Consider the following 23,786-nt stretch of genomic DNA (forward strand, 5'->3'; position numbering starts at 1 on the left):
GTTCAGATAGATGTCTGTGCAACCCGAGACATTCAAGTCGCTGCTCAAAGCGGCCGCGGAGCAGGTCATCGCGAGCGCGCCGGAGCTCACGAGTCTGGACCAGGCGATCGGCGACGGCGACCACGGGACCAACATGAAACGCGGCTTCGAAGCCGTGCTCGGCAAGCTCGATGCCATCTCGGCGCAGCCGCTCAACGAGGCATTCAAGACGATCGGCAAGACCCTGGTCATGACGGTTGGCGGCGCCTCCGGTCCGCTTTATGGCAGCTTCTTTCTCGCCGCGGGCGAGGCGCTGTCGCAGGACAAACATCTGCCTGATGATCTCGCCGACGTGTTCGGCAGCGGAGTGGACGCGGTGAGCGCGCGCGGCCGCTCGCAGGCGGGCGAGAAGACGATGCTCGACGTGCTCGTTCCGGTGCTGGAGACACTGAAGGCCGGCGTCGGCCAACCCGATCTAATCGCGCGGGTGCGCACCACCGCGGCTGAAGCGGTCGAGCGCACGGTGCCGATGCAAGCTACCAAGGGCCGGGCGTCGTTCCTCGGCGCGCGCAGCGTCGGTCATGTCGATCCCGGGGCGCGATCGAGCTGCGTTCTGCTGCACGCTGTTTGCGCTGGCCTGGAGGCGCGGCAATGACCGACACCGTGGGGATCGTGATCGTCTCGCATTCCCGGGACATCGCCAAGGGAACCGCAGACATGGTGCGGCAAATGGTCGGCAGCGAGGTCAAGGTCGCCTTTTGCGGCGGCAATCCCGACGGTGGTCTCGGCACCAGCGTGCCGCTGATCATCGACGCCATCAATGACGCCTGGTCGTCGAAAGGTGTTGCTGTGCTTGTCGACCTCGGCGGCGCCGAGACGAACAGCGAAATGGCGGTCGAGATGTTGGAGCCGGCGCGGCGTGATCTCGTTGTCGTCTGCAACGCGCCGATCGTCGAGGGCGCCGTCATGGCCGCGACCGAAGCTGCGGGCGGCAGCTCGCTGGCCCAGGTCAGAGCCGTGGCCGAAGAACTCTCTGCCGACTGAGGCGGCGGCGAAGCGATGATGGATGATGAGCATGCTTGATAAAGCGGACGAACAGATCTTCACCGGCAATGTGCGGTTGGTGCATGCGGTTGGCATGCACGCGCGCCCCGCGGTCAAGCTGACCAAGCTCGCCAAGAAATTCCAGGCGCAGATCTCGGTGCGGGCCGCGGGCGCGCCTGAATGGATCAATGCCAAGAGCGTGGCCAAGATCATGGCAATGCGCGCGGCACACGGCAGCACGATCGAGATCAAGGCCTCCGGCAGCGATGCCGAGGCCGCGGTCGCGGCGTTGGTCGATCTGATCGCAAGCGATTTCCCGGATGGAGCACCATAGCATGCAGGGCGGCGCTGCAGGGCTGGCCTACCGCGGCAGGACCGCCTCGATCGGCTTTGCCCATGGCCCGTTCGTCCGTGTCGACGCGGGCGCGGCCGGCGAGCGCGTGGCCGGCACACTGGTCGAGGAGGCGCTGGCCTTGCGCAATGCGATCGACGTCGCGAGCGGCCAGATCGCGGATCTTGCCGCCAGCGCCGGCGGCGAAGCCGCGCAGATTCTCGAATTCCAGGTTGCGCTGCTGGAGGACGAGGATTTGATCGAGGCGATCTTCGCGTCGATCGGCGAGGGTCGTCCAGCCGATATCGCATGGCGTTCGACGCTCGACGCGCAGATCGCCGACTACAATTCCGCACCGGACGACTATCTGAAAGCGCGTTCCTCCGATCTTGCGGATTTGCGCGACCGCGTGGTCCACATTCTGCGTGGCGACCAGGGGCAGCCGCTGAACGTCCCGAGCGGGGGCGTGGTCTGCGCCGACGATCTGCCGCCGTCGCGATTCCTCGAGATCGACTGGTCCGGCGGCGGTGGCCTGGCTCTGTTGCGCGGCAGCCCGACCAGCCATGTCGCGATGCTGGCGCGGGCGCGCGGCATCCCGATGGTGGTGCAGCTCGGTTCCATTCCAGCCGTCGGCACCACGGCGCTGCTCGACGGCGGAGGCGCGACGCTGGAGCTCGATCCCAATGCCGAACAGGTCCGCACTTTCGAGAAGCGGCGCGACAGCCATCTCAAGAGCAGGGCATCCGCGCGCGCGATCCTGCGGCGGCCGACGGCCTCCTGGCGCGGCGAGCACATCAAGCTCTTCATCAACATCCAGCGCGTCGAGGATCTCGAGCATGCCGACGCGCAGTATGCCGACGGCATCGGCCTGATGCGGACTGAATTCCTGCTCGCCGGCCGGAGCGTGCCGGACGAGGAGACCCAATTCCAGGCCTATGACGCGGTGTTGCGCTGGGCCGGCCAGCGGCCCGTCACCATCCGCACGTTCGATGCGGGCGGCGACAAGCCGGTGCCCGGGTTCACGCTGGATGGCGAGGCCAATCCGTTCCTCGGCGTGCGCGGCTTGCGGCTTTGCCTGGCCCGGCCTGAGATTTTTGTCGTCCAGCTCCGCGCGCTGGCGCGCGCGGCGGTGCGTGGCAATCTCAAGGTCATGTTCCCGATGGTCACCTCGGCGGATGAGCTCGAGGCGGGACGGAAGCTGTTCGCCGATATCGTGCAGCGCTTGCAGGCGGACGGCATTGCCGCAATGCTTCCCGAGCTGGGAATCATGGTCGAAGTCCCGGCGGCGGCCCTCGCGGTATCGAGCTTCAAGGCCGCCTTCTTCTCGATCGGCTCGAACGATCTCGCGCAATATGTCCTGGCCTGCGATCGTTCCAACGGAGCTCTCGCCCCCTTGATGGACCCGCTGCATCCCGCAGTGCTCGAACTGATCGCGCGGACCGCGGAGCACGGCCGCCGCGCCGGCATCAGTGTCAGCCTGTGCGGCGACATGGCCGGTGATCCGCGCTGCCTGCCCGCATTGCTGAATTGCGGACTGCGCGAATTGTCCGTGAACGCCTCGGCGCTGGCGCAGATCAAGCACACCATCGACCGGCTAAGCAGCGGAGGCGGCGTTGGCTGACACGGCGGCCGATGAAGTGCCCGAAGCCGGCGCGGTTGCGGTCTACAAGCGGATCTTCAAGGAGGTGCTTGAGAGCCGCCCTTCCGGCATGCGGCTGCGGCTCGCCCATGCCATGGGGAAGAACCGCAGCTTCGTCAGCCAGATCAGCAACCCGGCCTATCCGGTGCCGATCCCGGTGCAGCATCTCAACACGATCTTCGATGTCTGCCACTTCCCGCCGCAGGCGAAGAGCGCCTTCCTTCGCGCCTATGCCCGCGCGCATCCGCGCCGCGTCGGCCGGCTGAGCGAAGGATCGCATGAGCGGACGTTGACGCTGCATCTGCCGGACCTCGGCAGCGCCAAGCGCAACGCCGAGCTTGATACGCTGCTCCAGGAGTTCACGCGGCGACTGATTGCCATCATGCGGGAAAAATAGGCGAGAAACGCCGAACGGACGAAGCGGGGAGGACACAATGAAGAAGTTCATCAATGCGGTCGACAACATGCTCGCTGAGAGCCTCGACGGCTTTGCCGCCGCGCATGCCGACCTCGTCATGCTCGACGCTGAGCGGAAATTCGTCCGTCGCCGCGAGCTGAACTCGAAGAAAGTCGCGCTGGTGTCGGGGGGCGGCAGCGGGCACGAGCCGCTGCACGCGGGCTTCGTCGGCTACGGCATGCTGGATGCCGCCTGTCCCGGCCAGGTGTTCACTTCGCCGACGCCGGACCAGATCGTCGAGGCCGCACAGGCGGTCGCGAGCGACGCCGGCGTCCTGTTCATCGTCAAGAATTACGCTGGCGACCGCATGAATTTCGAGATGGCAGCCGAGATCGCCGAAGGCCGCACCGCCACCATCGTGACCGATGACGATGTCGCGGTCGAGAAGTCGACCTACAGTATCGGGCGCCGCGGCGTCGCCGGCACGTTGATCGTCGAGAAGATCGTCGGCGCCGCCGCTGAGAGAGGCGCCGATCTCACCTCCTGCGTGGCGCTCGGCGAGCGCATCAACGCACAGACGCGCTCGATGGGCGTTGCGCTGACCAGTTGCACCGTCCCGGCTGCGGGCACGCCGACCTTTGCACTTGGTGAAGACGAGATGGAGATGGGGGTCGGCATTCACGGCGAGCCGGGCCGCCGCCGCGTCAAGCTCGCGCAGGCCGACGCGATTGCCGCAGAGATGATCACCGCGATCGCCGATGATCTCGGCGCGCGCGCCGGTAGCGAGGCGCTGCTGCTCGTCAACGGCTTCGGCGGCACGCCGACGATCGAGCTCTATCTGATGTACAACGCGGCGCGCCGGATGCTCGAGGAGCGGGGCCTGCGCATCGCCCGTTCGCTGGTCGGCAGCTACGTCACATCGCTGGACATGGCGGGCTGCTCGCTTACCGTGAGCGTGCTCGACAGCGAGTCCACAGCGCTCTGGGATCATCCCGTGCGCACGGCCGCATTGAAATGGTAATCGCTGCGGTGAGCGGCCGCTGATTTTCAGGTTGCGCCCTGACCGATGATGGGGCCGGGGTCTCAGGCATGCACCGGACGTCGGCCGGTTCATCATCCCTGAAACTTGCCGTGTCCGTCGGGCACGGCATCTTTTTGTGTGGAGTAGACGAAATCTCCGACGATCGATGATCGTGAGTGCCAAGTGATTCCTCAACGCGCGGTGAGAGGCTCGTTCTCCACTCACGCTTTGGCAGCAACGTACCCGTAATAATTCATGAGGAAGTCCCCAATTGAGAGAGGCTTCTGAGCGCCACCCTTGCCCGGATGTGGGATCGCGTAATCTCCCTTGCCCCATGTGAAGATCGTTGTCGTCACATTTCCGCTCGACACTTGAATCCTGTCACGCAAGACGACCCAATGCCGCGTCAACACCGAGCCTTCGTCCGACTGGTCGTCGTATTCGATCATGTTGGCGCTTATGAACAGGCATACGCGATAGCCACCGGCGAGCAGCGCGTTGGCTTCGTTGACGCTGTCGAGGCCTTTGCTGAATTTCAGATTGGTCTCCTCGCGCACGTCCTGGTATCCGGCCTTGCGGAACCATTGCTCCATTTCGCTCGGCAAGGTGATCCCCGCGACATCGCTTATTCTGCCGGTGTCGTCAAAATCGAGGAACCAGTTTTCGGAGTCGCGAATCGAGGCGCATGTCAGCCAATCGACATGGTCCAGCGAGTAGGGCGGCGTGTAGTTCTTCACGTCCTTTCCCGGCTTGATCAGCAGGCGGCCGAGGTTCGCCTGCCCCTTCTGATACAGGTCGATGGCAAACCGCGCATATTGTCCCGGCTTGTCGGATGCGTAGCTGAACATCAGCGCGGAGGGCCCGCACATGCTCGCCTGATCCTGATCTATGAGGCTCGGCTTCGCTATGCGCCTGAGGATCCCTATCCCGACGCGGTGCGGGTCGAGTTTTGGAAAGAACGTGGTTCTCGTATTCTTGAGGAAATCGCAGACCATCTCGGCAGCGAGCTTCTTCTGATCCGAATTGAGATCGTACGGACCGACTCCGAGCCACTTCTTCTTTTCGTCGCCGACGAAGAGCGTGATGAGCTTTTTCGAGGTCGGAGAGAGCGTTCTGGAGGTGTTTGCAATGGTGGTCAGGTCGTCCAGCTCGAATGCGGTGACCATGCCATCCGCGACGGTCGCCCTGATGATATCGACGACTTCCGCGTAATCCAGCTTGGAATCGTCGAGCAGACCCTTGCGAAGTGCGGCATCGACGGATGGCGTCGCGATCGCATCCCATTGACCCTTGGGAGGAGGAGGCTTGGCGGCTGCCTTTGCCGCGAGGTCGACGAGCCGAGTGAATGTTGGCCCGCCGGGGCGAATATAGCCGTCCGGCGTGCCCGGGAAGTTCTTTTTCTGGAAGTACAGGATTGAGTTGTAGAGACTGTCGCTGGCGTGACCCGTCACGACCATTTGCGGTTTGAGCGTGGTCTCGGCTCCTCCGTCGGAGATGGCAATCTTGTTGAGCAGGGAGATGACCAGCTCCTGGTCTTGCTTCCAGTTCTGGCAGCTGCGACCCGTCGCGGCAAACCGACCGACTTTGTCTTTCAATTGCGGCATGACTGATCACCAGCAATATGGTCGTTTTCAGTGGCGTATTGCGGGTTCAACTATCGCGTTGGTGGTCGGCTGAAGCGTCCAGGCAAGCTTGTCGATGAATTCGTACTCAAACAGCGCCTGCGGGTCGGTTCCGAAATAATATCCATACTGATGCAGAATCTTGGAGCCCTTGGCGACCATCTCGCGCTTCCATTTCAGGTCTTTGGCCGAGCTGAACTGAAATCCAATTGCCACCGCATAGTTTTCGTACGCTTCGGCAACTTGCAGAATGGTCGCGCGCGTCAGGATGCCAGCAGGATCTTCCAGGCCTTGAACTCTGAACGCGGTGATGCGGTTCATCAGATTTGATGCAACCTCCTCCTCGGACCAACCCATGACGCCCGCTGCAACGCCCTTTGCAAACCCTTCCTTGATGAACTTGACTTGAATGTTCTTGAGTGCCTCCCGAGCCGCGACCTTGTCAGCCACCATAAGGACCAGATCGGGAATCATCGCAGCGATATTCTCGGCCTTAAGAGCCTCCTTTAACCCGGCCTTGAAGCCGGCCTTGGCCGCGCTCCACAATCCTTCGCCAGCAACTGAGCCGGCCGGCGGCGGCGGGACTTCTGGCGGGGTCGGTGTGTTCCGCGGGACCTTCAGCCGTATCTCCGGTGCCCGAAAGTCGAGCGCCTGAACGCCTCTCCTGCGCATCGCAATGAGCGTTCCTCCGCTGTCCCTGGTCAGAAACACCGGATTCTTGATGCCGCGAGCCACTCCGCCTGCCCTGACCTGGGCGACCACATCGGAATCGAATGCGGAAAGCCCGTGGTTCAAACCCTCATTGCCCCACTTCCAAACTTGCGCGCGGGGCACCTGGGTCATCATCTTGTCTTCGACGATCCGCAAGTCGGTGAGCAATTTTTCCCCTGACTGAGCGCGCGCTCCTTTTAGAAATTCAAACTTGACCCGTGGTGAGATCAGGACCTCGTGACCGTCCCTGGCCAGGTTGAGAATTTCATTCTCGAAGCGTCGGCTGAGAGCTTTCTCGGCGGCGCTCGCCGCAGCTCTTTGCCCGTTCTGTATGTCTATAAGAATATTGGTATCGAGCCAGACCGGGGGCTTTAAAGGCGCCATTGCAACACCATTGGCTTGACCGGCATGGGACGCATTTTGCGTCAGCGAGCCTATCCCTCAGTCGCGGTTGCTGAAGCGCCGGTTCAAGCGGCTCCCGATATCGCCAGTGAGATCCATCGAGGCCATGAGTCTGCCGCTATCTGGATCCCAGAAATGCGATCGTCAGCGCGCGCCTTTCGGCTTAGAGCCAAGCAAATCGTGCGTGCCGCTGACGCTTAACGTTCCCGAGCACTCGAATCCCCCGAAAATGCCGCAGGATCCGGTGACGGTGACGCGCAAGTCCCTGCGTTGATACAGGTCGACCGAAACGCCAAATCGCGAAAAATCATTGGCGCTGTTCGGCAGGATCAGGTCAATGTGATCGATCGCCCAGCGCGGCAGATGGGGATTGCTCTTCCAGAACAGTTCATTGACAGCGTGGTGCCCGAAATTCGGTCCGACCGTGAGGGCGCCGTCCGCGCCCTCGAACACGAAGCCGGTCTCGTCGATGTGAACATTGACCCGGTCGGGCGCTACCGCGAAATGCAGCGACGTGATGTCTTGCGGCTGCGGGTCCTTGCCGAACTGCGCACTATAGTCGTCGCTCCATTGCCCTCGGCCGCGTCCCAGGCCGAAGCCGTGCCGGCCCGGAAGGTCTCGCGTAGAGAGCGGCCGGTCGGATAGCTTTGGGCGCCAGATCTCCCGGAATCCCTTGCCGATTGTGGCTGCCATCGACAGATCAAGGGCCCAATGCGACGGCTTCTCCGGGCTTTTGCCTTCGGCGAAGGCGTCGAATCCGTCCGAGGTCTTGGCAATGCGCAGCGTCTTGATCAGGTCTTCCCAGTCCTTGGGCAGGAAGGTGACGCCGTCGAGCGTGCTCGTCGCGGCCGCCACGCCATACTTCTCCAATTGGTGTCGGATATAGGGCTTTTCGTCATAGAGGCGGACATTGGGATTCGGCCCAGCGAAATATTTCGACAGATCGATCTGTGGCCGGAGCATGGTCAGCCGCGCCGCGATCTTGCGGTAAGTGTCGGTCGTGGTCGGGTTGGTGGTCGTCACGGGGCCGCCCTCCGAGCGAAAGCCAGTCTCCGATTTGTCTGGTCCGGGCGGGGCCGGGTTCAACTGAACCTCCCAACCGGAAACGCCGACCACCATTCGTGGAGCAGTGTCAACAGCAAGGACGATCCGATGTCGCTTCGGAGCAGGGTGCTAGACGTACTCAACGGCCCGGCGGTCGCGCGTATTCGCTTTCGGTTTCCGATCCGTGGCAGCCACGTGACGATTGCACCGCAAACGTTCCATCACGTCGCTCGCGCGATCCGGTTGGGACAGGTCAGCGTCAGAGTTCCGACCGACCTCGCGGCCAATGTTGCGGCACAATATAACGACGTCGCGCGAACCCGGGCGGACGGTACGGTCGTGGCGGCCAATACGCTGGAGGTCGTGTCGGCGACGGGGCGAATGGACGAAGCCTATATCGTCCACGAGGCCTTGCATGCGGCTTACGATCTGCTGCGGACCGGCCTTGACGGCAATGCGGAGGAGGCGTCCGCCTATGTCTGCACCGCGCTCTACTGCCGCATGACAGGCCTGCCGCGCCCCCGCTGGGCGAACGGCCCGATCTACGCCAATGCCGCGGAGGTCGCCCGAACGCTGCTGGCGCAATATCAGAAGGGTGATCCCGGCATTCCCTGGGTCGGCGAGCATGAATGGCGGATGCTGCGCGCCGGTGTCGGCCTTAGTGCCGTCTATGCCAGTGGACCTGGCGGCATTGTCACCGGATGGCTCCTTGGCCAACAATACACCCACGACGGCTGATGGGACGGAGGGGCCTCCGCTCCACAAACTGGCTGGCGGCCCGGCTCCCTGCCGCCACGTCCTTACCGAGGCCCACGCCGTCGAAAGCCTCAGGCAACCAGCAAACCCAGCTTGCCGACCGTCGCCAGCGAACGGTCAACGCTTTGTCGGGTTGACAGCAGCAGCGGCGCTGTGGGCTGTCCTGCATCGTCCAGTTGATTGACCTGGACGGTCGGCCCGAAGGCTTCGGTCATTTCGGCCGTGATTTGCTCGATCGTCCGGGAGCCGTCGAGCAGCTGCAGGAAGTGGCGCGTCCTGTCGTCCTCCAACTGCACGGTCTGGTGAAGCAGATTGGTGACCAGCGGACCGCTCTGCGCTTGTCTGCGGGCGAGCAGGCTGGCCTGCGGACAATCCGTGACTTCCTTCACGAGAAACGGCCGTGATTTCAGAAAGGAGACCTCGCCGCTGCAAGCCAGGATATAGAGCGCTTCCGTCAATATCCGTTGGTCATCGGCTGTTTGCCGGCCCTCCAGCAGCGTCCGGGCGCCATCGAGCAGTTCGGTGAAGGAGAGTGCGCGCGGCCAGGCCTGACCGAGACAAAGATGTGCGGCCTTCAGGAGCGGATTGGTCACCGTGATCCGGCTGCCGTCCTGATTTTCAAATTCCATCTCGGAATCGTCAGTCAGGCAGCCGTCGGGCCGACATGGGCTGGCGGTGCTCAGCAGATAGAAGGCGGTGATGAAGTCGAGATCGGCCTTGCGGTCAAGGGAAATGCCTTCGTGGCAGAGCAACGTACGCCGAAACCCGTTGCCGTCGATGAAGTCCTGATACTGATCGCGCGCCATGAACTCGCTTTCGGGAAAGCGCTGCAGCGTGGCGCGGACCTCTTCGGTGTAACCGGCAAGATAGCGTCGCGAGAAGTCGGCGTCGCTCAGATATTGCAGCCCATGTCGGCCGGCGTCTTCGACGACTTCGTGCAAAAGGAAGGCCGTCGCGCCGGAATCGAGATCGTCGTGAAAAAGCAACTCGTCCGGAGCGTTGAGCACGCGGGTGCACTGATCGCGCATGACTGTACCGTGCACCGAGTTGGACTTCGACCCTTCGCTGAGAAATTTCACGATGGCGCGAGCTTGTCCGACCTTCTCCTTCATCCCGGTGATGCGCCGGGTGTGGTACCGCATCATGTCGCGGACCATGTCGCGAAGGTGCGAGAACGGGTGCGCGTTATAACTGACGTAGCACAGCCCCTGTGGCGCCAAATTTCGTTTGAAGATGGACATCATCTTCTCGCGCACGATCGGTGGCACCCATGAATACACGCCATGGGCGATGATGTAGTCGAACTGTCCGAAGGCAGCGTCGACATCCATGATGTCGCAATGCAGAAGCCTGATGTTGCACAAGCCCAATGCGGCGATGTTTCGCTGTCCGCGTTCGATCGTCACGCCGCTCAGGTCGATACCGATGAACTCGCTGTCTGGATATTGAAAAGCCATCGGCAACAGATTGCCGCCAACGCCACAGCCGAGCTCCAGGACCCGGCAGCGCTCGACCGGAGCCGGCTGCATGCCATACACCGAAGCGATCGTTGCCAGATGGTTCGGGTGGGTGAGCCCGTAGACATGCCCGGGATAATACACCTCGTCGTATGCTGTGGTACCGGCGGTCGGCTGGCGGTGCTCGGTCTGGATGTTCATCGCAATCAGTTCCACGAATATGCAAACTTGTCGTTCACGATCGAGACGCGCGTCTGCTTGACCTCCTCCTTGGCGAGAGACTTGCTCAGGAATTCGCGCGACAGTTCGGGCAGCAGCGTGTTGGTGATGATGTTATCGATCATCCGCCCCCCGGAGTCCGGATCGTTGCAACGGGATACGATGTGCTCGACGACTGCATCGTCGTAGCCGAAGGCAGCCTTGTGATTGTCGCGGAGACGCTGTCCGATCCGGTCGAGCTGCAATCTGACGATGCCGGCAAGCATCTCGTCCGAAAGCGGAAAGTAGGGGATCGAGACAATGCGCCCGAGCAATGCGGCAGGGAACACCTTCAGCAATTCCGGCCGCAGCAGCCTGGCGAGTTCTTCCGGCTCGTTGCGATACTTGGGATCGCGCGCCAGGCTCATGATGAGATCGGTGCCGACGTTTGTGGTCAGAATGATCAATGTGTTCTTGAAGTCGATTCGCCGACCGTTGCCGTCTTCCATGACTCCCTTGTCGAACACCTGAAAGAAGATCTCATGAACGTCGGGATGGGCCTTCTCCACCTCGTCGAGCAGGATAACGCTGTAGGGTTTGCGCCGGACCGCTTCGGTGAGCCGACCGCCTTCTCCATAGCCGACGTAACCCGGAGGTGCGCCCTTCAAGGTCGAGACCGTGTGCGCCTCCTGGAACTCCGACATGTTGATCGTGATCATATTCTGCTCGCCGCCATAAAGGGTTTCGGCAAGCGCGAGGGCGGTTTCCGTCTTGCCCACGCCGGACGGTCCGGCCAGCATGAAAACGCCGATCGGCTTGGACGGGTTGTCCAACTTGGCGCGGCTGGTCTCGATTCGTTTCGCAATCATCGTCAGTCCATGGGACTGGCCGACCACGCGGCGATTGAGAATTTCGGGCAGCTTCAGGACGGTCTCGATTTCGTCGCGCATCATTCTGCCGGTCGGGATACCGGTCCAGTCGGACACGACCGAGGCCACCGACTGCTGGTCGACATGGGCATAGATCATCCGCTTTTCCGGATTGATGCCCTCCAGTGTCTCGAACTTGCCGCGCAACTCGACGCGTTTGGTGGCTCGATCTTCGTCTCCGTTCCCGGAGAGGATTTCGCGAATGCTGCGGATGTCCTTGACGAGCTCCTGTTCCTTGGCCCAATCGGCCTCCAAGCCGGTCAGCTTGTCCTTGAGCGCCGCTATGTCGCCGTCGATCGCGGTGATGCGCTCGTTGTTCTCGTCCCCGAGATCGCCGTCGCTGACCAGCGCCGATCGTTCGGCCTCGCGAGCCGCGATGGCGACGCGAGCGTCCTCGATCAGGGCCGGCGTCGCGCTTTGACTGATGGCGACCCGCGCCGAGGCTGTGTCCAGCAGGCTGACCGCCTTGTCCGGCAGCTGTCGAGACGGAATGTAGCGATGCGACAGGTTGACCGCGGTCACGATCGCGGCGTCCGAGATGCGAACGCCGTGGTGCTTCTCCATCGGGCCGAGGAGGCCGCGCAGCATGATGCAGCAGGTCTCGACATCCGGCTCATCGACCTGGATCGGCTGAAAGCGTCGTGTGAGGGCGGGATCCTTTTCGATGTACTGGCGATACTCTGCCCAGGTGGTGGCGGCGATGGTCCGCAGCGTGCCGCGGGCGAGGGGAGGCTTGAGGAGATTGGCCGCGTCGCCAGTGCCGGCTGCGCCACCGGCGCCGATCAGGGTGTGAGCCTCGTCGATGAACAGGATAATCGGGGTAGGCGAGTTCTGAACCTCGTCGATCACCGAGCGCAGGCGCTGCTCGAATTCGCCCTTCATCGAGGCGCCGGCCTGCATCAGGCCGATATCCAGTGCGCAGAGCCTGACGTTGCGCAGCGGCGGCGGCACCTCGCCGGCGGCAATGCGCTGGGCAAATCCCTCGACCACGGCGGTTTTGCCGACGCCGGCCTCGCCGGTGAGGATCGGATTGTTTTGCCGCCGGCGCATCAGCACGTCGATCAATTGACGGATTTCGTCGTCCCGACCGAGGATCGGGTCCATCTCGCCCGATCTGGCCCTTGCGGTGAGATCCTGGGAGAACCGGTCGAGCGGTGTAGTCCCCTTGGGATTCGCCCGGTCCGCACCGTCGGTGCCGGCACCGGCCAATCCGGAGCCGTCCATAGGACGCATCGTCTCCTCCTCGGAGCCTGCCCAGATGGCGCGGTGCTCCGCAGCCAATGCGTCGACATTTATCTTGGCGAATTCCTGCGAGATGTTGTTGAGCGCACGACGGATCTCATTCGATTTCAATCCGGCGACCAGGAGATGGCCGGTGCGGATCTGGGTCTCGCCGAAGAACAGCGTGGCATAGTGCCAGCCACGGTCGAGAATATCGATGACGGAATTGGCGACGCCCGGCATGTCGGTTTCGTTCTTGCGGAAACCGTTGATGACGCCTGCGAGGTCCGACAACAGCCGCGCGCGGTCAAGCTTGTAGTGATCCGCCGACAGGCTGAGGTCGGTCCGCTCCTGTTGCAGGATGTGAAACAGCCAGTGCGCAAGCTCCACGTTACGGTTGCTGGCGCTCTTGGCGTGGCGCAGGGCCTGTATGAAAGCGTCGTAGCCGGCCCGGTTCAGTTTGCCAGTCACGGCCTCAAGGCTGATATCGGTCACGATGGCGCCTCCTGCTCAATCCCTGGACGATGCCGGGGTCGTCGCGGAAATCGGCTCGAATTCCCATGATGTTAGGACAATCCGAGCGATGCTTAGGTTCAAACCGGCGGCCTACCTGTCGCAGCGCTGCGCCGGGCCCTTAGACGCTCGGCAAGGTGAAAGCGCGCATCGCGCCGGTACTCCTCGGTCGAGGCCCAGTTCGGCGAAACCCAGCTGGTCCATCCAAGGCGTCCGCTCTGCCCCAGCTTCATCGGGACAACCGCTCCGGCCGGAATGGCGAGTTCCACCTCCCACTCGAGTTCATCGCCGATATAGAAGTAGACGGCGTCAGCCAGGGGCTCGGAGAGGTTCGGCGCTTCGGTGGGCAGAAACTGCTCGTATTGAGCAAAATCCTTCACGAATACGCGAACCCTGATCTTGTCTTCGACGCTGAACACGCGCGAGCCCAGAAGCGCGTCGTGACCGAGCCTGGCGTGCGTCCCGCCGAGCCGGCTGCAGTGGCTCGGGTCGAACGGGAGCCAGGTGCCAACGAACTCGTCGATCTCGACCCTGACATCGAACAGCCCTTGCAGGAGCCGCGCCAGCCGTGAAGCGGATTTCGCTCTCGGTGAAACCAGTCCGGCGAAGCTCAGCTTCGCCATGTCAGGCACGGTATCCCGATTGGCAAAAATGTCGGAGCCGAGGCCGGCGAAAGAGCCGACATAGGCAATGAAGCGGTCGTCGGATGGCCGATCGTGCTGGGCGATCGGCCGTGCGTCTGCCCAGGCTCGAAAGAACAATTGCAGGAAGCGTCCGTTCAGCAGGTCGAGAAAACGAGGGAAAGCGTCATCCCGCATCAACTGCCAGCCGACGCTCTCGTCGGTGGTGGCCAGCGGCAGCGCGCCCTGCGGCCCGAGCAGGCCGAGGAATTTGACCAGAATTCGGAGCCTGCCATCGCGGTCGTCGACGGAGCTCAGGTTGGAGGCGGGAAATTCCAGATAGGGGGTTTGACCGAGGTCGACGAACTCCTCGCGACGCGCTGCACTGTCGCCGATCCGCGGCCGATCCGGATTGCATCGCTCGAGCTGGCGGAGCGTCTGAAAGAAATCGAACCGCCAGGGCTCGGCCTTCATCTGGTCGATCAGCGTCACAGCGGCCTCCGGGTGCCCATGCGAGCCGGCCATCGCACGATCTCGCCGCGTTCCGGAGTCGAGATGACGGTCTGGGTGAAGGTGTTGAAGCCCGCATAGTCGGCGAAGAAGCGTTCCAGCACCGCCCCGAGCAGGAACACGCCGCTGCCCTCGAATGCCTTCTCGTCCAGCGTGACCGTGATCTCGAGGCCGCGCGCTGCGCCACTGCCGGTACGCTCACGCACCCGCCGCACCACGGGCCTGCTCTCGACGCTGCGCACGCCACGAATCTTTCGTTCCGTCGCGTCGTCGAACTGGTCGGCGAACAAGGACAGCATCTCGCGCAACGCCCCGGCGTTCTTGCCGCCGCTGCGTTCCACGAGGCCGAGATAGTTCAAGCTCAGCATGTTGATCAGGCGCCAGCTGACGACGCCGCTATTGGCGATTTCGCTGCGGCTGCGCAACTGCGCCACCACCGGCTCGCGTGGCCGGGTGGGGCCGGCTATGCACATGAGCTCGAGCGAGGTGTCGTCCAGCAGGCGAAAGTCGGCTCCGCCCTGACCGACCGGCAGATGTTCCGTGAGATGCCGGTTGGAGCACAGCGCTCGCACGCTCAGTTCGGCGGCGGATCCGCCGCCGCTCGGGTCGCCGGGCTCGAGCAGCGAAAGAAACATGTCCGTCCCGGTATAGTCCGAGGCTGCGCCATAGGTCTTCTCTTCGACTGTGCGACGCCGCGGCAGCCGACGAACCGTATAATAAAGTCCCTCGACCGATCCGGCCGTCCGGTCGACGGCGGCGGAGTACAACGGACGCACGCGGCGCTTGTCCTTTTCTGCCGGAAAGTGCGCGTAGACCTCCAGCACCTGGTGCGGCTCGTATTCGAGATAGCGACTTCGGTCGGGTACCACGTGGTATTCGTAGGTATTCGACTTGATCGGGATGCGATCGCTGGTCTTCTCGAACAGATTGATCGCCGGGGCGGTGTAGAGACTGAAAGTATCCGCCCGGACCGAGGCGGCGAGCCGCGAGTTGTGCTCATCGAACGCGAAGACGATATCGATGGACTTGCTGCGTAGCCGCGGCATCACAGCGCGAAGCTGCGTCAGATTGACGCCAAGGAACTTGCGCGGAAACACGAAATATTCCCGCAACAACTCCGAGCCGCGAAAGACCCGGTTGTCGTTCGGAAACAGGGATTCGTCCTCGCTGAAGCCGACCTGCTGCACACAGTCGTTCGGAGCCCGGATGACGACCGGATCGCCGAAATCGTCGAGATAGCGAAAATAGACCCCGACGCAGTTCGAGGTCAGTTGTTCGTAAAGTGCGATGGCATCCGACTCCGCCCCGGTCAGGTAGATCGGCAGTTCGCTGGTGCGGCAGCCGGCGAACCAGGTGTCCGGCTTGTTGCGAGCCTCCACGTCCGTCGGCTCGTCGTCGAGCCGCGCGGCGGTACGGTGTGTCAAGGAGAGCCTGAGCCCGGCGATAACTTCTCCGCCGACTGGAATCCCGAGGGCCTGCAACGCGCCTGCGGTTGCGAAATATTCGGCGCCGGTGACGGCAAAAGGCCAAAGCGCGATATCGCGGCAAAGCCGGAACCGGCAGGCGAGGCTTCGTTCCCTTTCGCGGTAGTTCGCGTCGAAATAGGCGCCCCGCGCAATCTTCTTGCCGTCGCGCAACGCCGGATCGGCGTAGGTCGGCTGAATCTTGACCAGCATGGCGGACGGAGTCGGCGCGAGGTAGTTCGGAACCAACTGCTCAAGCAGGTTCGCCGTGAATTCCGGAAACTCGTGCTTGAGCTTGAGCTGAACGCGAGCGGCGAGAAATGCAGCGCCCTCCAACAGGCCCGAGATCATTGGATCTGAGCGGTCGCGGACCAGGCCGCCGAGCCGCTCGGCGATACCAGGATACTCCTCGGCAAAACCCTCCGCATGCTCGTACAGCAGCGACAGTTCACGATTGTAAAAGTCGAGAAACTCGCGATTCATGTTATAGTCGGTTGATCTGTATATCGCCGCTGTCGAGGTCGACGTCTGCGACGAATTCCACGGGCACGTTGAGCGGTTCGCACTTCAGGTCGGAATGCACGACAAAGCGCAGCTTGAGCTGCTCGGCGCCCACGGAGGTGTCGCGCCGCACCCGGATGGACTTGCGATCGAGTCTCGGCTCGTAGGTCGTGAGCGACATGCGCAGGGCATCGCTGAGCTCCTCGTCGGTGACTTCGTCGATCGAACGGTTTGCGATATCGGGGAATCCATAGTTCAGGATCGAGGTGCGGACGCAGCCGCGACCCGTCAGGTCAAGCGTCGATTCGAGGGCAATGGTGTTGAGGAGTGTTTCGACGTCCTGCGAAACCTCGCGCCTCAGCAGCGTCTCCGAGATCGGGAAACGACCGGCGCTGCGCCGTCCCGCTATCACTCGCTCACCGAACTGATCCCGCAGTTCGAGTGCCTTGCGCGCATCGCGTGCGTCATGAGCCGCACGAAAGGCCAGCATCAATGGCGGAGAGAGCCGGTCCTTCCTTGGCGTAACAGTCATTGACGGTCCCCGTACCGCCAGCGCCGATTGCCGCCATTGGCAACCGGCGCCGGGCAGGAAGCTTGCGATCAGGCCCATTCCTTGTTGGCCGCAACGTCCCATCCGAATACCGGAGACGCGCCGGCGCCGCCTTTTTCCGTCTGGGTCTTGTAGGTCATTTTGACCTTCTGGAAGTTCAGGCTGACGTTTTCGGTAAGGCGATCCTCGCCGTGCGATCCGCCCGTCGAGACGCTGGAAACCAGAACGTGCTTCATCTCGATCTTGAGATATTCGAGCGGGTGTTCACCGGCCTTGCGTACCGTGAGAATGGCGCTGTCGATGTGCTTTCCATTCGCGCAGACCTTGAAAAGCTCGGGTGTCGCCTTGTCCACGAAGTGCGTGAAGTGGAGGTCTTGAACGGCGACCTTGCCGGCGCCGCCGCCCGACCCGCTGTGGAACGTGCCGCTTTGGCTCTCGCCAAACGACCAGCTCAAAATGTCGATTTCGTCCTTGTGTTTGTCGTCGAGCGACTCGCCCTTGATCGGATCGAGTTTCAGAAAGATGTCGACAGCCATAGCATAGCCCTTTCAAAATGCTCTGATGATAGACGGTTTGCGATAGCGTGGTGTCAGGAGCTCGGGCCTGGCAGGCGCGAAACAAGACTGAGACCGACGTCCATTGCTTCCAATTGAAAGTGGGGACGGAGAAAGAAGCGCGCGTTGTAATATCCCGGGTTCTCCTCGTTTGCTATGACCTCAACCTTCGCAGCGGCCAGCGGCTTGCGCGCTTTCTGAGCTTCTGACGACAGGGCCGGATTGGCATCAACGTACTCGTTGATCCAGGTCTGCAGCCAGACCGTCAGCTCATCCTTTTCCTTCATGGATCCGATCTTGTCGCGAACCATGCACTTCAGATAATGCGCAAAGCGGGATACTGCGAACATGTAGGGCAGACGTGACGACAGGTTGTCGGACGCGGTTGCATCCACGCCCTTGTCGCCGAAATACTTCTTCGGCTTGTAGAGCGACTGGGCGCCGATGAAGGCGGCCTTGTCGGTGTTCTTGCGATGGATCAGCGGGATGAGCCCCGCCTTTGCAAGCTCGTGCTCGCGACGATCGCTGATGGCGATCTCGGTCGGGCATTTCAGGTCGACGCCACCATCGTCGGTCGGGAACGTGTGCGTCGGCAGGTTGATGACCTCGCCGCCGGACTGGACGCCGCGGATGCGCGTGCACCAGCCGAACTCCTTGAAGGCGCGGTTGATGTTGACTGCCATCGCATAGGCGGCGTTGATCCAGCCGTATTTGTCACCGGTGTGTCCGTCCGTCTCCTCTTCGAAGGCGAACTCTTCCACCGGCTCCGATTTGGCGCCGTAGGGGAGGCGGCCTAGCGCACGCGGCATGCACAGGCCGAGATAGCGCGAGTCGTCCTGATCGCGCAGTCCCTTCCAGGCGGCGTATTCCGGCGTGTCGAACACCTTGCCGATGTCGCGAGGGTTGGACAGTTCGGTCCATGAGTCCATTCCCATCAGCGTAGGCTCAGCGCCGCTGAAGAAGGGGGCGTGCGCCGCGCCGGCGATTTTACTGAGATCGCGGAGCAACTGTACGTCGGTGGGAAGGTGGCTGAAATAATAGTCGCCGATCAGGCAGCCGAACGGCTCGCCGCCGAGCTGGCCGAACTCGTACTCGTAGATCTGCTTGAACAGCGGGCTCTGGTCCCAGCGCGCATCGGGATAAAGCCGCAAGTTCCGATACAGCTCGTTCTTGGAGACGTTCATCACCCGGATCTTGAGATTGGCGTCGGTCTCGGAATTGAAGACGAGGTAGTGGAGGCCGCGCCAGGCACTCTCGATCGCCTGGAATTCCGGCGCGTGCAGAATCTCGTTCATCTGCGCGGTCAGCTTCTGATCGATCCGCGCGATCATCTCCTCGATGGTGTCGAGCACGTCCGACTTGATGACGCTCGTATCCTTCAGCGCCTCCTGAACCAGCGTGGACACCGCGTTCTCGACTTCGGTTGCCGCACGTTCGGTGCGCGGCTTGAAGCTTTGCTTCAGCAGGGCGGCGAACTCGTCAGCCTCGACGGTCCCGACCTTGGTGGTGGTCTCTTTATGGATTGCTTCTTTTGCCATGGTCCCCATTCCTTCCCTTAGCTGTTGCTGTCGGCTTCGGTGGACTGGCTGGTCGCGCGCTCGCGCAGTGCGGCCATCAGTTGAGGATCGGCGAGGAGCTTCTTCAGCTGGTCCTCGGCGCCCACCTTGCCATCCATGTAGCGCAGCAGGTTGGCGAGCTGTTCGCGCGCTTCGAGCAGCTTCGCCGTCGCCGGCACCTGGCGGGCGACCGCCACCGGCGTGAAGTCGGACATCTTGTTGAAACGCAGGTTGACGGAGATCTTTTCGTCAGACCCGTCGCTGAGACGATTGGCGACGCGCGCCGTCACGCCGGGCTGGATCGCCGCCATGCGGTTGTCGAAATTGTCCATGTCGAACTCGAGGAACTTGCGCTCCTCGACCTTCGCCTTCTCGACGCCGGGATTGTTGCCGGACAGATCGGACAGGACGCCCATGACGAACGGCAGTTCGATCAGCCGCTCGGCATCGTATGGATCTTCGTAAGTGATGTGCACGCGCGGTGCGCGGTTTCGGCGAATGAATTTTTGACCGCTGTCGGTTGCCATTGGGTTGCCCTCTTCACAAAAAAATCTCTGCGGAAGCCGACTTGCGCGACGCAGGCGGGGGAAGAGCCTCGGTCTTTCGTCGGCGGAGCTTCCTTCCGTTCAGTTAGTCCCGTCGAACGGAAGGCGGGTTCAATTCGATTTATCGATCGCCTTTAGAGCGCCCTCTGGCAGCACTTCGTTCAGCAGGCTGAGGAAGTCTCGCTGTGCGAGTTCGCGTGCGCGATCGACCAGGAACGGGATCGGGCTGGACGGCTCCGCGGCCCGGAAGAAGGACGCAACCTTGCCCAGCAGGTCCAACGCCTGGGCTCTGTTTTCTGCCGCAAAAACAGCATCTTGAGCCTCATTTTCGGCCGCGGATGGGAGCGAGGTGGCAAATTCCGCCATGCGTTCGATCGGCAGGTCGAAGACCTTGTCGCGACCGATATTGATGGCGGCGGTCTCCACGTGGGCCGGCATCAGCATCCGCATCACTTCGATAAACGATTTGCCAACCATGTCCTGCGCCTGCCGCACCAGCAACAGCGCCGGGCTCGACGGTTCCTTCCGAGCGAAGTAGTCGGCAGCCGCCGCCAGCGCCGCGGATGCCTGTCCGGGTGAGGTCACTGCGCCGGCGATTTCGATCGGAAGCTGCGGGCCGTCTTGAGCAGACTCGTCCGGGGACGGGGCAATTGCGGCCGGATCGCGTGCGGTGACCAGAGTCGCGAGCCAGCCGTCCATGCCATTCGCGACACCCGCCAGCCTGTCGAGACTGATGGGTTGCCCCGAGTTCAACTTTTCGTGCCAGACCGATTTGATGCCGGCGATCTCGGCAGCGACCGCCGAACAGCGGGCGCTCACCGCCTTGAGGGTGTCGAGGTCGGTCTCGCCGATGATGCGCTCGATGGTTCCGAGATCGGGCATGTCGACATCGGCATCGCCGGCGGGAATTTCGCCCTTGGCAATCTGATAGGCACGGTAGTTGAGGCTGCCGTGCCTTCGATTTTCGATCAGGGGAAGGAATTGGAGTGGGTTGATCACCGTCGGAAACACGTCGATCGCCTCGATGGTGACGGCCCTAAAAGCATAGTCGCCGTCTTCGCCCCTCGGGTGAACGGCTTCCCATTGTTCGCGGAGCAGCTGGGTGGTCGCCCTCAGGCAACTGAGGAAGCCGTCGAGATCGCGGTTCAGGATGGAAAACTTGGCGAGCAGCATGGTCAGGCGCAGATCGCGGGTGCGAGCCAACAGGGGCTGCGCAGCGGCGAACTGGCCGGCAATATCGATGGCCTTCGGGTCGAAGCGTCCGCGCTCTCCGTTCGCGTTGACGACCTCGAAATACGACATCGGCAGCAGCGATTCCGCAGCTGCGAAGAAATTCAGGTACTGAACGTCGCCGGCCGCATCGAGGTCTGGCCCGCAGGGATCGTCCGGGTCGATGGGCTGGGTCAGGGATGCGACGTCGAGCATGCAAAGAGGATCCGTCTGCGGGGCCCTGGTCCCTCCACCAGGTCCGTGACATCTGGCGGATCACGCGGGGGATCATGATCCGATTGACTGTTAGGTCAGATCAACGCCGGCCTCGGTTCATTCCCGGCATGATGGCGGTTTCCCGTGAACCGGCAAGCGCTTGGAACCGACTACATGAGTGCCGCAGCGGTTTCCTCGGGCGGGTGCTTTGCCGCGTCAGGAGAGGGCGACCTCGGGCGGACTTGTCGGCCATCCCACCGATGGCCGGCTCGGATTTCGGTTGTTCGTGCTTGACCGCCTGATGCGCAGGTTGCGCCGCTGGTGCGGTCAACGAGGGAGTTTAACGCCCACATGGGCCAGCTTACCCAGGATACCCGCCTCTGCGAGCTCAAGACCCCCCTTGGCAAGGACGTTCTGGTTTTTGCCCGGTTCGAGGCCGCCGAAGGTCTGAGTGAACTGTTCGAATATCGCATCGAGTGTCTCAGCGAGGAGGCCGATCTCGACTTCGATCGGGCCATCGGCAAGCAGTGCACCCTCACCATCAAATTGCACGAGAAGGAACGCGAGTTCAGCGGCATTCTCACGGAAGCCCAATGGCTGGGGGTGAAGAACGACTATTTCAGTTACCGGATCGTGTTGAGGCCCTGGTTGTGGCTGCTGTCGCGGACCACCGATTGCCGGATTTTTCAGGACAAGAAGGCGCCCGACATCATCAAGGAGGTCTTCAACGAGCGCGGTTTCACGGATTATGAGTCCAAGCTTACCGAAGAGGGCTCATGTCCAAAGCTCGAATACTGCGTTCAATATCGCGAGACCGATCTGGATTTCGTGTGCCGGTTGATGGAGCAGCACGGGATCTACTACTTCTTCAAGCATGAAGGCGGCAAGCACACGCTGGTGCTGGCTGACTCCAAGTCCTCGCACAGCCCCATCAACGGTCTCGCCAAGATCCCCTATATCCCGCTCACCGGCTCCGACCGTCGCGGCGAGCAGCATATTTATGAATGGGCTTCCGAACGCCGGTTCCGTACCGGGAAGATCGAGCTCAACGATTACAATTACCAGAAGCCCAACGCGCAGATGATCAGCGACGCCAAGGGCTCCGAGCACTACACACGATCCGAGATGGAGTTCTACGACTATCCCGGCAAGTTCAAGGAAAAATCCGACGGCGAGCGATACGCGAAGATCCAGCTCCAGGCCGAACAGGCGATGGATCGGCGCCGCCGGGGCAACGGCGACGCCGTCAACCTTTTCCCCGGCGGACTAACCAAGCTCGAGAAGCACGCGAAAGACTCGCAGAACGTCGAATATCTCGTGGTACGAGCCGCTCACTCGTTTTCTATCGAATCCTATCGCACTGGCGGCCCCGGCGACGCCGGACAGCACGTCTACTTCGGCAGCTACGAATTTCTGCCAAGCGATCGGCCGTTTCGATCTCCCATGACGACGCCGAAGCCGAGGATCAACGGCATTCAGACAGCCAAGGTGGTGACCAAGGACGACAATTCGAGCGAGGAAATCGACGTCGAGTCGCTGGGCGAAATCTATGTTCGCTTTTTCTGGGATCGGAAGAAGAAGCGCTCGTGCCGGCTGCGCGTGGCGCAAGTCTGGTCCGGCAAGCGCTGGGGCGGTCAGATCATCCCGCGCGTCGGGCAGGAGGTGGTCGTGGAATTCCTGGAAGGGGATCCCGACCGGCCATTGGTGATAGGGACCGTCTACAACGATGAATACAAGCTGCCTTACGACCTGCCGTCCAAGAAGACGATTGCGGGTTTGAAGTCCGACTCGACCAAGGGAGGTGGCGGTTACAACGAATGGAACTTCGAGGACAAGAAGGGGTCCGAGAAGATCACCGTGCACGCCGAGAAGGACTACGACGTCACGGTCCGCGATACAGAGACCAGGACCATTGGCGAGGCCGCGTTCGGCGGCGATACCCGCAAGACCACGCTCAAGAACGGCAACGACAAGCTCGATATCGAATTGGGCGGTCAGCACATCAAGCTGGCGATGGATCAGTCGGTCGATGCGGGCCTGAGCATCACCCTCACGGCCAACGTCAATATCACCCTGCAGGTTGGTCCAAGCCAGATCATCCTGTCTCCAGCCGGCATCGTCATCAACGCGCCGACCATCACCATGACCGCGCAGGCCGCCATGGCGCTCGCGGCCGGCGGCCCGTTGGTTGCCCACGGCACGCCAACCATTGTCGGCTGACAGCCATGAATCAGGTTCGGTTCAGCACAGTCCACGATCTCTTCGAAGCCTATCCGCTGGCGCGCTACGACGTCGGCAAAGCCGCTCCGGACAAGTTGTCGTTGGACTTCCTGCAGGAGGCGGCCGATGCGGGCAACTGGCACCAGGCTGTGTCCTTCTGCGCGTATCTGCTCCCCAGGCGAGTGGCCGTCGCCTGGGGCTGTCGCTCGTTGCGGCAGATGTTCGACCATTTCGACGGCAATGAAGGCAGGTCGCTCAATTTTGCCGAGACCTGGGTTCGGCAGCCGGACGAGCAATCGCGCAACAAGGCTTTGGCGGTCGGCAACGCCAACGATCCCGAGCAGCCGGCGACCTGGCTGGCGCTGGCGGCGGGTTGGTCCGGCGGAAGCGTGGTTCCCGCGGAATTTACACCGGTCGAAGCCAAGCCGGATCAGACGGCGCGAGCGGTTCGCGCGGCCCTTCTGATCGGCCTCTGCCGGCTTACCCGTGAGTCCAGGGACCGGATAATGACGGCCTGCCTGGAGGATGGTATTCAATTGGCACGCGGCGAACCGCGCCCTCCACGCTGACGAGACGAT

21 protein-coding genes are annotated in these 23,786 nt (G+C 62.2%); 9 read left to right on the forward strand and 12 right to left on the reverse strand.

The features are described 5' to 3' along the window. The first annotated feature begins 10 nt into the window (after positions 1 to 10). Genes dhaL through dhaK form a run of 6 tightly spaced genes read left to right on the forward strand, consistent with a single transcriptional unit; the run spans position 11 to position 4,411 of the window. Positions 11 to 634 carry a dihydroxyacetone kinase subunit DhaL gene (gene dhaL / locus E2I15_RS03115; protein WP_137479841.1) on the forward strand — a complete coding sequence of 208 codons (624 nt, stop codon included), beginning with the start codon at positions 11 to 13 and terminating at the stop codon, positions 632 to 634. Further along, positions 631 to 1,023: a dihydroxyacetone kinase phosphoryl donor subunit DhaM gene (gene dhaM / locus E2I15_RS03120; protein ID WP_028163196.1), complete on the forward strand. Its 393-nt coding sequence runs from the start codon at positions 631 to 633 to the stop codon at positions 1,021 to 1,023. The genes dhaL and dhaM overlap by 4 nt, the downstream gene beginning before the upstream one ends. 31 nt (positions 1,024 to 1,054) lie before the next feature. Further along, positions 1,055 to 1,357, forward strand: coding sequence for an HPr family phosphocarrier protein (locus E2I15_RS03125; RefSeq protein ID WP_246668164.1), 303 nt, complete (start codon positions 1,055 to 1,057; stop codon positions 1,355 to 1,357). 1 nt (position 1,358) lies between these two features. Next, positions 1,359 to 2,975, forward strand: coding sequence for a phosphoenolpyruvate--protein phosphotransferase (gene ptsP / locus E2I15_RS03130; RefSeq protein WP_137480001.1), 1,617 nt, complete (start codon positions 1,359 to 1,361; stop codon positions 2,973 to 2,975). Next, positions 2,968 to 3,390 (forward strand): hypothetical protein, encoded by a 423-nt coding sequence (locus E2I15_RS03135; RefSeq protein ID WP_137479839.1) that lies wholly within the window; start codon positions 2,968 to 2,970, stop codon positions 3,388 to 3,390. Before ptsP ends, E2I15_RS03135 begins: the two co-directional genes overlap by 8 nt. A 37-nt stretch (positions 3,391 to 3,427) precedes the next feature. After that, entirely contained in the window at positions 3,428 to 4,411 is a 984-nt protein-coding gene (gene dhaK / locus E2I15_RS03140) for a dihydroxyacetone kinase subunit DhaK (protein WP_137479838.1), read from the forward strand. Between the two features lie 221 nt (positions 4,412 to 4,632). Here dhaK and E2I15_RS03145 read toward each other — a convergent pair whose 3' ends face one another. From E2I15_RS03145 to E2I15_RS03155, 3 genes are all read right to left on the reverse strand, one after another. After that, positions 4,633 to 6,015: a hypothetical protein gene (locus E2I15_RS03145; RefSeq protein ID WP_137479837.1), complete on the reverse strand. Its 1,383-nt coding sequence runs from the start codon at positions 6,013 to 6,015 to the stop codon at positions 4,633 to 4,635. 27 nt (positions 6,016 to 6,042) lie between these two features. Further along, a complete protein-coding gene (locus tag E2I15_RS03150) occupies positions 6,043 to 7,128 on the reverse strand; it encodes a hypothetical protein (protein WP_137479836.1) in 1,086 nt (361 codons plus the stop codon). Between the two features lie 162 nt (positions 7,129 to 7,290). Next, positions 7,291 to 8,001: a hypothetical protein gene (locus tag E2I15_RS03155; protein ID WP_246668163.1), complete on the reverse strand. Its 711-nt coding sequence runs from the start codon at positions 7,999 to 8,001 to the stop codon at positions 7,291 to 7,293. Positions 8,002 to 8,298: 297 nt separating this feature from the next. On the opposite strand from E2I15_RS03155, the gene E2I15_RS03160 reads away from it, so the two are divergent. Continuing rightward, positions 8,299 to 8,928, forward strand: coding sequence for a hypothetical protein (locus E2I15_RS03160; protein ID WP_137479835.1), 630 nt, complete (start codon positions 8,299 to 8,301; stop codon positions 8,926 to 8,928). An 89-nt stretch (positions 8,929 to 9,017) separates the two neighbouring features. On the opposite strand, the gene E2I15_RS03165 is transcribed toward E2I15_RS03160, so the two are convergent. From E2I15_RS03165 to E2I15_RS03205, 9 genes are all read right to left on the reverse strand, one after another. Next, positions 9,018 to 10,604 (reverse strand): class I SAM-dependent methyltransferase, encoded by a 1,587-nt coding sequence (locus tag E2I15_RS03165; protein WP_155262194.1) that lies wholly within the window; start codon positions 10,602 to 10,604, stop codon positions 9,018 to 9,020. Positions 10,605 to 10,609: 5 nt separating this feature from the next. Then, the gene (tssH, locus tag E2I15_RS03170; protein ID WP_137479833.1) at positions 10,610 to 13,246 is read right to left on the reverse strand and encodes a type VI secretion system ATPase TssH; all 2,637 of its coding nucleotides are present in this window, start codon (positions 13,244 to 13,246) and stop codon (positions 10,610 to 10,612) included. Positions 13,247 to 13,344: 98 nt separating this feature from the next. Continuing rightward, positions 13,345 to 14,409 (reverse strand): type VI secretion system baseplate subunit TssG, encoded by a 1,065-nt coding sequence (tssG, locus tag E2I15_RS03175; RefSeq protein ID WP_137479832.1) that lies wholly within the window; start codon positions 14,407 to 14,409, stop codon positions 13,345 to 13,347. Then, a complete protein-coding gene (gene tssF, locus E2I15_RS03180) occupies positions 14,373 to 16,340 on the reverse strand; it encodes a type VI secretion system baseplate subunit TssF (protein WP_137479831.1) in 1,968 nt (655 codons plus the stop codon). The genes tssG and tssF overlap by 37 nt, the downstream gene beginning before the upstream one ends. 1 nt (position 16,341) lies before the next feature. Next, positions 16,342 to 16,890: a type VI secretion system baseplate subunit TssE gene (tssE, locus tag E2I15_RS03185; RefSeq protein WP_092082332.1), complete on the reverse strand. Its 549-nt coding sequence runs from the start codon at positions 16,888 to 16,890 to the stop codon at positions 16,342 to 16,344. A gap of 68 nt (positions 16,891 to 16,958) precedes the next feature. Then, complete coding sequence (locus E2I15_RS03190) at positions 16,959 to 17,444, reverse strand: Hcp family type VI secretion system effector (RefSeq protein ID WP_016843423.1); 486 nt, start codon at positions 17,442 to 17,444, stop codon at positions 16,959 to 16,961. A 53-nt stretch (positions 17,445 to 17,497) separates the two neighbouring features. Further along, positions 17,498 to 19,000 carry a type VI secretion system contractile sheath large subunit gene (tssC, locus tag E2I15_RS03195; protein WP_018272201.1) on the reverse strand — a complete coding sequence of 501 codons (1,503 nt, stop codon included), beginning with the start codon at positions 18,998 to 19,000 and terminating at the stop codon, positions 17,498 to 17,500. A gap of 17 nt (positions 19,001 to 19,017) precedes the next feature. Next, on the reverse strand, positions 19,018 to 19,545 hold the full coding sequence (tssB, locus tag E2I15_RS03200) for a type VI secretion system contractile sheath small subunit (protein WP_137479830.1): 528 nt from the start codon (positions 19,543 to 19,545) through the stop codon (positions 19,018 to 19,020). A 129-nt stretch (positions 19,546 to 19,674) separates the two neighbouring features. Next, the gene (locus tag E2I15_RS03205) at positions 19,675 to 20,988 is read right to left on the reverse strand and encodes a type VI secretion system protein TssA (protein ID WP_137479829.1); all 1,314 of its coding nucleotides are present in this window, start codon (positions 20,986 to 20,988) and stop codon (positions 19,675 to 19,677) included. A 351-nt stretch (positions 20,989 to 21,339) separates the two neighbouring features. On the opposite strand from E2I15_RS03205, the gene E2I15_RS03210 reads away from it, so the two are divergent. Both E2I15_RS03210 and E2I15_RS03215 read left to right on the forward strand, forming a co-directional pair. After that, on the forward strand, positions 21,340 to 23,208 hold the full coding sequence (locus E2I15_RS03210; RefSeq protein ID WP_016843427.1) for a type VI secretion system Vgr family protein: 1,869 nt from the start codon (positions 21,340 to 21,342) through the stop codon (positions 23,206 to 23,208). A 5-nt stretch (positions 23,209 to 23,213) separates the two neighbouring features. Continuing rightward, positions 23,214 to 23,777 carry a DUF6931 family protein gene (locus E2I15_RS03215; protein WP_137479828.1) on the forward strand — a complete coding sequence of 188 codons (564 nt, stop codon included), beginning with the start codon at positions 23,214 to 23,216 and terminating at the stop codon, positions 23,775 to 23,777. Positions 23,778 to 23,786 lie beyond the last annotated feature (9 nt).

The sequence above is a fragment of the Bradyrhizobium sp. BR2003 genome, from assembly GCF_009720285.1.
Taxonomy (GTDB): domain Bacteria; phylum Pseudomonadota; class Alphaproteobacteria; order Rhizobiales; family Xanthobacteraceae; genus Bradyrhizobium; species Bradyrhizobium elkanii.